Annotated in this window: 8 protein-coding genes; 4 read left to right on the forward strand and 4 right to left on the reverse strand. The window is 70.1% G+C overall.

Features of this window, described 5'->3' with window-relative positions; genetic code table 11:
- Positions 1–95 precede the first annotated feature (95 nt).
- Entirely contained in the window at positions 96–1,823 is a 1,728-nt protein-coding gene (locus tag OHS59_RS19750) for an MFS transporter (RefSeq protein ID WP_443061640.1), read from the reverse strand.
- 731 nt (positions 1,824–2,554) lie between these two features.
- On the reverse strand, positions 2,555–5,398 hold the full coding sequence (locus tag OHS59_RS19755; protein ID WP_328494731.1) for a D-alanyl-D-alanine carboxypeptidase: 2,844 nt from the start codon (positions 5,396–5,398) through the stop codon (positions 2,555–2,557).
- 240 nt (positions 5,399–5,638) lie between these two features.
- Between OHS59_RS19755 and OHS59_RS19760 the strand changes: the two genes are divergently transcribed.
- The 4 genes from OHS59_RS19760 (at position 5,639) to OHS59_RS19775 (ending at position 9,816) form a co-directional block, all read left to right on the forward strand.
- Positions 5,639–6,394 carry a GOLPH3/VPS74 family protein gene (locus OHS59_RS19760; RefSeq protein ID WP_328494732.1) on the forward strand — a complete coding sequence of 252 codons (756 nt, stop codon included), beginning with the start codon at positions 5,639–5,641 and terminating at the stop codon, positions 6,392–6,394.
- 522 nt (positions 6,395–6,916) lie between these two features.
- Positions 6,917–7,774, forward strand: coding sequence for a helix-turn-helix domain-containing protein (locus OHS59_RS19765; protein ID WP_328494733.1), 858 nt, complete (start codon positions 6,917–6,919; stop codon positions 7,772–7,774).
- Positions 7,775–8,024: 250 nt separating this feature from the next.
- On the forward strand, positions 8,025–8,225 hold the full coding sequence (locus tag OHS59_RS19770) for a DUF397 domain-containing protein (RefSeq protein WP_328494734.1): 201 nt from the start codon (positions 8,025–8,027) through the stop codon (positions 8,223–8,225).
- Between the two features lie 415 nt (positions 8,226–8,640).
- Positions 8,641–9,816, forward strand: coding sequence for an ADP-ribosylglycohydrolase family protein (locus tag OHS59_RS19775; protein WP_328494735.1), 1,176 nt, complete (start codon positions 8,641–8,643; stop codon positions 9,814–9,816).
- Between the two features lie 150 nt (positions 9,817–9,966).
- On the opposite strand, the gene OHS59_RS19780 is transcribed toward OHS59_RS19775, so the two are convergent.
- Positions 9,967–11,532 (reverse strand): sodium:solute symporter family protein, encoded by a 1,566-nt coding sequence (locus OHS59_RS19780; RefSeq protein WP_328494736.1) that lies wholly within the window; start codon positions 11,530–11,532, stop codon positions 9,967–9,969.
- Positions 11,533–11,705: 173 nt separating this feature from the next.
- A complete protein-coding gene (locus OHS59_RS19785; RefSeq protein ID WP_328494737.1) occupies positions 11,706–12,491 on the reverse strand; it encodes an SDR family oxidoreductase in 786 nt (261 codons plus the stop codon).
- Between the last annotated feature and the right edge of the window lie 10 nt (positions 12,492–12,501).

Below are 12,501 nucleotides of genomic sequence, written 5' to 3' on the forward strand. Positions count from 1 at the left end.
CGATCCCGACCGGCTGAGCGTCGCGATCCCGACCGGTTGAGCGTTGAGCCAGGCCCTACCCGCCCTGGCCCCGGCTGCCCCGGGCCTCCCCCGCCCTAGCCCTCGCTGCCGCGGACCTCTTCCCGCAGCTCCTCGGGGCATCCCGTGCCCCGGGGCAGCTGGTAGGGGGCCGCGAGGCGGTACGTGCCGGGGCCGGGGGCCAGCAGTTCCGTCCACTGGTCGCCCTGGGCGTCCTCCTCCGTCTCCATCAGGCAGCCGTTGACGTTGTCGTACGTCTTCGGCGCCCCGTCCTCCCGCTTCTTGGACTCCTCGGTCTCCTGCGGGGGCTTCACGCTCTTGCCCTCCGCGTCGACCAGCCCGAGCCACGGCGAGTACGGGATCCGGATGAGCACCCGCCCCGCCCGCTTCACCTCAAGCGTCAGCTCGCCCTGCTCGGCACGGTCGACGACGGCGGGCGGGTCGGCCATCGGCTTGGGGTCGGTGACCTCGAAGAGCTGCCAGTTGGCGTCGCCCCAGACCTGCTTCAGGTAGGGCATCCCGCGCTGGACCAGTTCGCGCTCGCGCTGGCCGCCGTCGCCGTCGGGCTCGCCCTTGGGGACGACGACGTAGTGGACGGCCCAGCGCTGGAGCCACTCGTGGTAGTTCGCCGAGTTGAGGGTGTCGTCGTAGAAGAGCGGGTTGCGCTCCATGTCCGCCTGCCGGTTCCAGCCACGGGCGAGGTTGACGTACGGGGCGACGGCGGACGCCTCCCGGTGGGAGCGGGCCGGTACGACCTCGACGCGGCCCTTCTCGGCGCCGACCTCCTGGAGCTGGTTGACGAGGGGGGCCAGTTCGCGGGCCCAGGACGCCTCGGGTGTCGTGTGCACGATGTCGTCCACGGCCTTGAAGGCGATCCAGCCGTTCACGGTCACGAAGGCCAGGAGGATCGCGTACCACTTACGGGAGCGCGGCGCCGTGAAGGGCAGCGCGGCGATCAGCGTGACCCCGCCCAGCAGCATCGGCAGCCGGCTGATGTTGGAGCCGATCTGCGAGCTGATCAGCCAGACGAGGACGACGGACAGGCCGTACACCGCCGACGTGATCCGGACCGTCTTCCACTCCTTGGGGACGAGGAAGAAGACGCAGGCCGCTGACGCGAACGGCAGCAGGACCGACCCGAACATCATCGGCTGCGTACCGGAGAAGGGGAACATCCAGGCCGAGACGCCCACGACCGCTGCGGGCGCGAGGCCCAGCGCCCACGCGCCAGGGCGGCGTTTCTGCAGGAACAGCGCCACGGCGACGAAACCGACGAACAGGCCGGCCACCGGGGACGCGGCGGTCGCGGCCGCGGCGAGGGGCGCGGCGCACAGTGCCTTGGCCCAGCGCTTGTAGCGCCAGCGGTACGGCCAGCAGAAGACGACGGCGGCGGCGCCGAGCGCGAAGACCATGCCGAGGCCGAAGGTCACGCGGCCCGAGATCGCGTTGCACAGGAGCGCGAACACTCCGGCGGCCACCGGGGCCACGGGGTTCCGTACGGCCCTGCTGCGCATCAGCACCAGCATGAGCAGACCGGCGGAGGCCGTCCCCGCGATCATCATCGTCGTCCGCACGCCGAGCACGGCCATCAGGTACGGGGACACCACGCTGTACGACACCGGGTGCATGCCGCCGTACCAGGCCAGGTTGTACGCCGAACCGGGGTTCCGGCCCACGAACTCGGCCCACGCGTCCTGCGCCGCGAGGTCGCCCCCACTGTTCGCGAACGTGAAGAACCAGATGATGTGGAGGACGCCGGCCACGGCTGTGGCGATGATCGCGGGGTGCCGCACGAAACGCTGCAGACGGGTGCCTTCACGGCCACCGGCTCCGTCGTCACGGCCACCGTCGTCGCCGTCGTCGCCGTCGTCGCGATCATCCTTGCGGTCGTCGCCGCGGCGATCTGCGGTGCCGTCGGCGCCGCCTTCGTCCGGGCCGCCTTCGTCGCCCGGTCCGGCGTCAGGGGCCGGTCCTGCATCGCGGCCCGGCTGGGCGTCGCGGCTGGGTCCCGCATCGCGGCCCGGTGCCGTGTCACGGTCAGGTCCGGCGCCGGCGTCCGGATCGGTGTCGGCCTCCGGCACGGCCTCGCGGACCGGCTGGGCGTCGCGGTCCGGCCCTGCGTCAGGGCCCGGCTCGGCGTCGTGGTCCCGTCCGGCGTCAGGGGCGGGTCCGCCGTCGTGGTCCGGTCCGGCGTCGGGGTTCTCGGCCGTGCCGGAGGGGGGCCCGGCAACACTGCCGGGATTCTCGACGTGCCGTGTACGCACGCTTATTCGCGGGCCGGCCCCTCGGCTCGGCTCGGCGTCGTCGGCATGCGTCGGCTCCGCTGTCGCCACGTGCTGGCACTCCCGTGTCCCGTTGTTCCGCTCTCGGCCGGGCCCCGCGGCGGGCGGCCTTGCCCCATCCTGGCGACGCTAGCACGCACCCCGCCGGGGAGCTCCTGGGTGGTGCTCCGTCAGCGGGGTGCGATCGGTTCTGCTGTTCTGCTGTTCTGCTGTCCGTTGTTCTGGTTGCGCGTCCTTGAGGGCGTACGCCCCCGTCAGCTCACCCGGGTCAGCTTGGCGCCGTATCCCGGTTCCGTGAGGTCCGACTGGAGCGCGACCGGAACCTCGACCGCGTCGCCCGTCGTACCGTCACCGACGCTCAGCGAGCCGACCTCGGTTCCCGCCTTCGCCTCGTGCGGGATGGTGGCGCCGCCCTCGTCGAGCTTCAGCTTCACGGTCTGGCCGGCCCAGCCCACCGCGGAGACGTCCTTGGTGGCGACGACCGGTACCTGGCCGCCGAGCCCGTCGTCCACGTACCCCACGACGTCACCCTTCTTCAGGATCTTCCGCGAGGTCAGCGCGTCCTGGGCGGCGACCATCGCCGTCTTGCTGACCGCGTTGACCGTGTCGATGATCGGCGGCGTGTGCTGTCCGAGGATCGCGCCGACGACGATGACGTTCTCACCGCCGACCTCCTGGGTGGCGGCGAAGAGCAGGTTGCCGCCGGCCTTGGTGGTGGAGCCGGTCTTGATGCCGATGGCGTTGTTGTACGGCACGAGGCGGTTGTAGTTGTCCCACTTCTTGCCGGACGGGTCCACCCAGGTCGGCAGCTTGGTGATGTCGACCAGCGCCTTGATGTCCACCAGCTCGTTGCCGAGCTTCACCTGGTCCTCGGCGGTGGAGACCGTGGTCTCCTTCAGACCCGAGGGGTCGGTGTACTTCGTGTTCTTCATCCCCAGGTCCTTGGCGGCGGCGTTCATCTTCTCGACGAACTTCGCCTCCGACCCCGCGTCCCAACGCGCCAGCAGCCGCGCGATGTTGTTCGCGGAGGGGATCATGATGGCCGCGATGGCGTCCTTCTCGGTGAGGGTGTCGCCCTCCTTGACGGTGTTGAGCGTCGACTCGCCCTGCGCGTCGTAGCCGCCCTCCGTCTCCGCCTTCTTGTCGACCTCGATCTTCGCGCCGTCCGCGCCGGCCTTCAGCGGGTGCTCCTTGAGGATCACGTACGCCGTCATGGCCTTGGCGACCGAGCCGATCGCGACGGGCTTCTGCGCCCCGAACGAGTCGACCGTGCCGATGCCGTTGACGTCCATCCAGCCCTGGCCCTCCTCGGGCCACGGCAGGGAGACCTTGTTGCCCTCGAAGGCGTAGGACTCGTCGGCGGTCAGCGTGAGAGTGGGAGCCGGCAGCGGACGTACGGCCTGTACGACTGCAAACACCACGGCCAGCAGGAGCACCAGCGGCGTCCAGATCTTGACCCGGCGCACGAGCGTCCGCACGGGGGTCTGCCGGGGCGGCGGCGTGTTCGTCAGCTCCGCGAGGAGGTCCAGCGGGGGCCTCGGCGGGAGCGGCTGCTGGGTCGTCCGCTCGGGGCCGACCTGCGGGACGACAGCGGTCTCGGGAGCCGGCGCCACGGAGGACGGGACGGACGGCCCCGGCGGCGGGACGGCGGGCTTCGCCTTCGGCGGCGCGGGCTCGTCGAGCGGCTTGAGGGCCACGAACTTGCTGGTGCGCTCGGCGGGGGCTTCGCCCTTGGGCTCGCCGGCCGACTCGGCACCGCCCTTCGGGGCGACGCCCTTGCCCGGCTCGGCACCCTTGTCCGACCCGACACCCTTGCCCGGCTCGGCCGACTCGGCCGAGTCGGCCGTCTTGCCCGGTCCGGCGTCCGGCTTGGCGTCGGGCTTGGCGCCGCCCAGCTTGAGCATGGTCGTGGGCTGGTCCACGGCCGCGGGCCGCTTGAAGATCGCGGTGGCCTGGTCGACGGGGGGCTTGGGCCTGCCCTCGCCGGGCGTGGAGTCCGACTTCACGGCGGAACCCGAGTCGGCGCCGGAATCCGGCTTCGCAGCGGTGTCCGGCTTCGCGTCGGAGGTCGGCTTCACGCCGGATTCCGGCTTCGCAGCGGCATCCGATTTCGTGACGGGGTCCGGCTTTGCGTCGGACGCTGCCTTCGCGTCGGATTCCGGCTTCGCGTCGGAGGCCGCCTTCGCCGTGGCATCCGGCTTCGCCGCGGAGTCCGCGTCGGAGCCGACGCCCCGGTCCGACCCGGCGTCCCCGTCAGCGGCGGGAGCTGCGCCCACGGGCGGCTTCGCCGCGGGGACTTCCGCCTCGGGAGCGTCCGCCGTGCGCTTGGCGTCGGCCTTCGCGTCAGCGCCGCTCTCGTCGCCCGCGGCGGCTTTCCCGTCACTCTCGCCGGAGGCGGACGTTCCGCTCTTGGGCGAGGCGTCGGCCTGCGGAACGGGCGGAACAGCGCGCCCGGCCGGTGCGTCCTCCGAAGCGTCGCCCTCCGACTCGCCCTCCGACTCGCTCTTCGCCTCGGCCGATGCATCGGCCGGTGCCTCGGCAGCCGCGGAATCCTCCGGCTCGGAGTCCGGGCCCGCACCCGCATCCGTACCGGCGCCCGAACCCGACTCGTCGGAATCGGAGCCGGGGTCGGAACCGACACCCGGGTCCGAATCCCCATCCCCGCCCTCGCCGGCAGGCGCACCCACGCCCGGCGCAGCCGAATCCGCCGCCGCGTCCGCAGGAGCGCCCTCAGGCGCCTCCTCGTCCGCCGTGGCGACCCAGGCCGCCACCGCGCTCCGCAGCCGCGCGTCACCGCCTCCGGCGCCCTTCCCGGCACCTCCGGCGGAACTCTCCGGCTCCGCAGAACCGTCACTCCCCTGGGAACTCCCGGCAGCCGGCTCCGCCGTCTCCTCCGCACCCGCGGACCCCTTGGAACCCGCCGGGCCCGCAGAACGCTTCGTCGAGAACACCGCGGTCGCCGTGTCCACCCGGGCAGCCGCCGTCACGGCCTCCCGCGCGACCGCCAGCCGCGGATCCGGAACCGGAACCTTGCTCCCCGACGTCGGTTCTGCCGACGACTCATGCTGCTTCGACCTGTCGGGGGACTCGCCCGCCACCGATGCCTCCTCCGTGCGCCACACACCGTGCGCCCAACCGAACCATGAACCCGTTAAACAGTGCACACGCGGCCCGGACACTCGTGTCCGAACCATGTACCAGTGTCCTGTGTGAGGGATTGACCCCTGCGGTAGACGAGAACGACATATCTACTGGTTCCACAACGAACCGGTCACGTGCTCTCGACAGACCAATGTGAGAGGGGTCACCCTGTCATTCATCCACGCGGGGAGGCATGGATGGGCAGGAGCCGCAGAACACTTCCGGAGGAGCTTCTGCTGCTGGCGTTGGACCCGACCACGGGTACCACCGCACAGCCGCAGTCGCTCGACCTCGGTCTGGCCGGAGCACAGCTAGTGGAGCTGGCGCTGGCCGGACGGATAGCCCCAGACGGGGATCGTATCGCCGTGGTGGCACCACGGCCGACCGGAGATCCGACCTTGGACTGTGCGCTGGAACTACTCCGCAGGCGGGGTGCTCCAGTACGCGCTGTGAACTGGATCGGCGGACCCCGACTGGGGTTGCGCCAGACATATCTCTCGCATCTGGAGCGATGCGGCATGGTCCATGCCGTGGCGGGCCAGATGTGCGGGGTGCTTCCGACGACTCGCTACCAAGCGACGGACACGGAAATCAGCCGGGAGATCAGGGCCCGGCTGGACAGCGCGATCCGCACCGGCGTCCCGCCGGACCCGCGGACCGCCGCTCTGGCCGCACTGGCGCATGCCGTCGGCCTGGGCAAGCACCTCTACCCAGGGAACGAAGGGCGCTCGTCGCGCTCCCGCCTCAGGGATCTGATCAGGCACGACCCCATGGGCGGACTCGTGGCTCACGCCGTGATGGACGTCCAGAACGGAGTGGCCGCACAGCCACGCCGCAGCCCGGCACCGACCGGCCGTCAGGCCGCCCCCGGAGCCAGGCCCGCACCGGAGCCCGCCAGGGGCGTCCCGATGCAACCGCGCCGCGGTTCGATGGCGCGCGCAGTGGCCCACTGAGCACCCGGTCCACGGCGCGCGAGAACCGGCACAACCGCAGCACGGGCAGTTCCCGAAGTACCGCCGTATCCGCAGCATCCGTAACACCGGCAGCATCCGCAGCACACGTGGTAACTCCGCATCACCCACCGTGCACCACGCCTCGCGCGTCACGCACGTCAGCGCCGCACCGCAGTCCCCATGATCCGGTTCGGGAGCCGCTGGGCCGCGCGGGGCGACAGGCCGTACGTCCGGACGACGACACGGCCCGCCGCCCCGCGCGCTCGTATGCCCGTGTCCCGAATCCGTGTCCCTCGACGTTCGTTCGTCGTCCGCTGTCCCCATATCCACATATCCCTGTGTCCATGGTTGCTTGTCGTCGTACCCACCGTCAGGTGGCGTCAGGTGGCGCAAGGTGGCGACAAGTGGCGCGTACGCACTGCATATCCGCTGTTTCCCAGCGGTAGCAAGCACCTTGGTGGCAATCTGCTGAACAGCAGATACGCAAAGTACAGGCAGCCCGCAGCCGGAGGTGCACGTCCCGTGGCGTCCAACGTCAATCCCACCGTCAGGCGACGCCGGTTGGGCCAGGAGCTACGACGGCTCCGGGAGCTCAAGGGCATGACGGCCGAAGAGGTCGCCGAGCGGCTGCTCGTCTCGCAGTCGAAGATCAGCCGCCTGGAGAACGGGCGGCGCAGCATCAGCCAGCGCGACGTCCGCGACCTGTGCGGGGTGTACGAGGTCGAGGACGTCCGGATCGTCGACTCGCTGATGCAGATGGCCAAGGACTCGCGCCAGCAGGGCTGGTGGCACTCCTTCGGCGACATCCCGTACAGCGTCTACATCGGTCTGGAGACCGACGCGGCGAGCCTGCGCGTGTACGACCCGCTGGTCGTGCCGGGCCTGCTGCAGACCCGGCCGTACGCGGAGGCGCTGATCCAGGGCGCTCTCCCGGAGGCCGCCGCCGGCGACATCGACAAGCGCGTACAGGTGCGGCTGCGCCGACAGGAACGTATCTCCGACCTGGAGAACCCGCTGCGGCTGTGGGCCGTTCTCGACGAGGCGGCGCTGCGCAGGACCGTCGGCAACAAGCAGGTGATGATCGAGCAGTTGGAGCATCTCGTCGAGATGTCGCACGTGCCGCACGTGACGGTCCAGGTCATCCCGTTCACGATGGGCGCCCATCCGGGGGTGAGCGGCCAGTACGCGATCCTGGAATTCCCCGACGCGGCCGACTCCAGCGTGGTCTACATCGAGGGCGTCACCAGCGATCTGTACCTGGAGAAGGCGAACGACGTCCAGAAGTACAGCGTCATGTACGAGCATCTGCGGGCGCAGGCGCTCAACGCCGACCAGTCCCGGGAGTTCATCGCGGATGTCGCGAAGGACTATGCGCACTGAGGTGATCAGGGGCCGGTTTTGACCCCTCCGGCGAGAAGGCGGCGGACAATACACCACCGGCCTATCGCAAGGGAAGACTCGACTGGCATATGTCACCCAGACGGGTGAATAGTCGCTTCGTACGCGGGAGTTGGCGAGTAGCGTCGATCACGCCAAGGCGCAACAACCTTGGCGTAATCCGAACCGTGGGTTCCGGAAGGAACCCGCAACTCGGTGACAGCCACCCCAGCAACCGGCCATCGGAGCGAACATGGCAATCAAGCAAGGCGCCACGGACACGTGGACGAAGTCTTCGTACTCCCAGGGAAACGGCGCGTGCGTCGAGATCAAGTCCCCGGTCCTGGCGGCGATGGCCGTCCGCGACTCCAAGGTCGCCGAAGGCCCCACGCTGGCCTTCCCGGCGGAGTCCTGGAACGCCTTCGTGGCAGAAGTGAGCCGGGGCACCGTCTGACAACGGCGGAGGCCTCGCACAGCACGTACCGAGAAACAACTTCATCAACAACTACAACCGTCTCGACAACTTCATACGCACCATGAAAGAGCCCTCTCGACTGGCCCGCCGTCCTGGCCGAGGGGGCTCGGCCCTGTCCGCACCCGCCTCGAAGATCCTCCCGCAATTGTGCGCATGCTGCGCAGGTATTGCGTATGAAAGTCGTGGTCATTCGTATGGATCTTCATTTCCCGGTGGCTCCGGGGGACTTCGCCGGGGCCACCGGACGGAAATGCATACCGATCGCTGACAAACATGAGCAGTCGGCCCACTGTTCGCATACCGATCCGCCCCTCAACCGACCGTTCCCGTTCGATTACAGTGCTGACTTGTCGGCCGTACGGACGGAATCGGATCGGGATCTCGGGAGGCCTCGGTGGGTGCGACAGCCGGTGCCGTCTGGGGCCGTGCCGAACAGCAGGACTTCCGCAGCCGGGTGCGTGGCACGCTCCTCGGCGCGGCCGTGGGCGACACGCTCGGTTCCCCCGTCGGCCACCTCTCGATGGAACAGATCCGTGCCGCGCACGGCGCGGAGGGGCTCACCGACCTGGCCCACGGATACGGCAGGCGCGGGGCCGTCTCGCACCTCACCCAGCTGACCCTGTTCTCGCTCGACGGGCTGATAAGGGCCCAGGTGCGCCGGGACACCGGTGCCTGGCATCCGCCGACGGACCTGCACCGGGCGTATCTGCGGTGGGCCGCCACCCAGCGCGACTGGGGCCCGGACGAGCGGCGCAAGGAGGACGGGTGGCTGGCCCGCGAGGAGTGGCTGTACGCACGCCGTGATCCCACGCGCGCCTGTCTGATGGGCCTCGGCGACGAGCTGATGGGCACACTGGACGCGCCCAAGAACCCCGACGAGCGGGGCGTCGAGGCCACGGCCCGCTCCGCGCCGTTCGGGCTCCTCGTCGGCTGGGAGCCGCAGCTCGTCCTGCAGCTCGCGGTGGAGTGCGCGGCGCAGACGCACGGCCACCCGCTGTCCTACCTGTCGGCGGGCGCGTACGCCGTGATCGTGCACGGTCTCGCGCGTGGGGAGAGCCTCGACACGGCCGTCCAGCGGGCCCTGCAGCTGCTGGCACCGCGCCCGGGGCAGCAGCCCGTCGCCGAGGCGCTGCAGCGGGCCCTGGGGGCCGTACGGCAGGGCATGCCGTCACCGGCCCGCGTCGAGGACCTGGCCGGGGACGGCACGGCCGAGGGGCTGCTGTCGGTGGCCGTGTACTGCGCCCTGGTCGGCGAGGACACCCGGCACGGCCTGTGCCTGTCGGTGAACCACGGCGGCGCGTCGGGTGCCACCGGTGCTCTCACCGGCGCGCTGCTCGGCGCCCTGCACGGCGAGACGGCCCTTCCGCCGTCCTGGCTGGCCGAGCTGGAGGGCCGCCCCACCATGCTCGTCCTCGCCGACGACTTCGCGATGGAGATGACCCAGGGCCCGGCCCTGCACGGTCCGGCGGGCTCCTCGCCGGGCTGGCTGGCCCGTTATCCGCGCGGGTACGCGGCCCTCTCCGGCACGGGCGCCACACCGGTCCCGGCCGGGCTGACCGCCCGCGGCTGACGCGCCCCGGGCTGCGCACTCGGACACCACACCCGGACGCCGCCCCGCGTTCACGGCGGAACGAGTGAGGGTGGCCGCTCGTCAGGAAGCGGCCACCCTCACATCCGTACGTACGTGTCGTACGTACGAGTCGTTCGCGCGGTTTCGGTGCTAGTCCTTGACCGGCGCCCCCACCACGTCGTCCGCCGGGCCGGCCGGGGTCGGGATCGCCGCGGCCATGGCCCCGCCGCCGTCGCTGTTGATCTTCGCGATGAGCTCGTCCCGTTCCGGGGTGTCCTCGGGCTTCACGTAGCCGATGAGGATGTAGAGGACGAGGGACACCGCGAGCGGGATCGACACCTGGTACTGGAGCGGGACTCCGCCGTCGACGTTCCAGCTGATCGGGTAGTTGACCAGCCAGAAGGTGACGAGGCCGACGGCCCAGCTGATCAGCGCCGCCGTCGGACCGCTCTTGCGGAACCACGGGAGCAGGCCCAGCATCAGCGGGATCGCGATCGGACCCATCAGGCCGGCCACCCACTTGATGACGACGGTGATGATGTCGCCGAAGAAGGCGGAGTTGACCTGGGTGGCGATGGCCATCGACAGACCGAGGAAGAGCAGCGTGGCCCAGCGCGCGGCCAGCAGCCCCATCCGGGTGTCCCACTCGCGTGCCTTGCGGGAGACCGCGGGCATGATGTCGCGGGTGACGACGGCCGCGATGGCGTTGGCGTCCGAGGAGCACATCGCCATCGTGTGGGAGAAGAACCCGACGATGACCAGGCCCAGCAGCCCGTGCGGCAGCAGGTGTTCGGCCATCAGCGCGTACGAATCGGCCGGCACGTCGGTCTTGATGATCAGCGGCGCGACCCACATGGGGAAGAACAGCACCAGCGGCCAGATCAGCCAGAGCGAGGCGGACAGGATGCCGGAGCGCGTGGCGGACTTCGCGGAGTCCGTGGCCATGTAGCGCTGGGCCTGGTTCCACATGCCGCCGTTGTACTCGAAGGTCTTGATGAACAGATACGCGATCAGGAAGACCATCATGTACGGGCCGGCCAGCGGCTTGGTGTGCCCGTCGAGCGCGGGTTCGTCCCAGACGCTCCACAGGGTGCTGAAGCCGTTCAGCTCGGCCATGACGGCGACGAGCATCGCGATGCCGGCGATGAACTGGATGATGAACTGGCCGAGTTCGGTCAGCGCGTCCGCCCAGAGCCCGCCGACCGTGCAGTAGATGGCGGTCACGAAGCCGGTGATGAGGATGCCCATGTTGAGCGAGACACCGGTGAAGACGGAGAGCAGGGTCGCGATGGCGGCCCATTTGGCGCCCACGTCCACGATCTTCAGCAGGACGCCGGACCAGGCGAGCGCCTGCTGGGTGGGCAGGTTGTAGCGGTTCTTCAGGTACTCAAGGGGCGAGGCCACGTGCAGCCGTGAGCGCACCCGGTTGAGCCGGGGCGCGAACGTCTTCGCACCGATCGCGATCCCGATGGCGATCGGGAAGGACCAGGTGACGTAGGAAGTGACGCCGTACGTGTACGCGATGGCCGCGTAACCCGTGAACATGACCGCGCTGTAGCCGGACATGTGGTGCGAGATGCCCGAAAGCCACCACGGCATTTTGCCGCCGGCCGTGAAGAAGTCGCTGACGTTGTCGACCCGTTTGTGGGACCAGACACCGATCGCGACCATCACGCCGAAGTAGCCGATGAGCACGGCCCAGTCGAGACCGTTCATATGCCCTCTCCCAGGATCGTCAGGGTCGTGAAGCGCCCGCTCATCGTGGGTTCGATGGCATGACTGCGACAACAGCCCGTACGGTCAAAGGGAGGTAAAATAGTTCTGCTTACTGACCTCGGTTCATGTCCCTGAACAATTTCGATCAGCTCACCGATCGGGACATGTGGGCGCTATCGCATCAACTCCCCCGCGTTGACCAGCAACGACTGTCCCGTGATCGCCCGCGCCCGGTCCGATGCCAGAAACACCGCGGCGTCCGCCACGTCCGCGTCCGTGGCCAGCTCGGGCAGCGCCATCCGCGAGGTCAGCCGCTCCAGCACCTCGGCCTCCGGTACGCCCTCGGTGTACGCGGTGAACTGCACGTACGCCTCCACCGGCGGGCCCCACATCCAGCCGGGCAGCACGGTGTTCACCCGGATCCGGTGCGGCCCCAGCTCCCGCGCCATGGAGTACATCGCGCTCGTCAGCGCGCCCTTCGAGGCCGCGTACGCCGCCTGTCGCACCTGGGAGGGGGCGGCGACGGACGACTGCGTGCCGATGACGACCACGGATCCGCCGCGCTCCTTCAGCGCGGGCAGACAGGCGCGGGTCATCCGCAGCGTGCCGAGCAGGTTCACGTCGAGGACGGCCTGCCAGGTGGCGAAGTCAGCGTCCTCCAAGCCGCCGAAGTAGCTGTCCCAGGCGGCCACGTGGACGACCGCGTCGAGCCGCCCGAACCGCTCGCGGGCCAGCGCGGCGAGCGCGTCGCACTGGCCCTCGTCGGTGATGTCCGTGGCCCGGTACGCCGTGTGCGCGCCGTCCGGGTCGAGTTCGGCGGCGGCCTTGGCGAGGTTCGCCTCGGTGCGCGCCCCGAGCACGGCGTTCCCGCCGTCCCGCACCACGGCCGCCGCGACCTGGTGGCCGAGCCCGGCCCCGACCCCCGACACGACGACGGTCCTGCCCCCGAGCAGTGACATTGCGGGCCTC

Source organism: Streptomyces sp. NBC_00414, assembly GCF_036038375.1.
Lineage (GTDB): Bacteria > Actinomycetota > Actinomycetes > Streptomycetales > Streptomycetaceae > Streptomyces.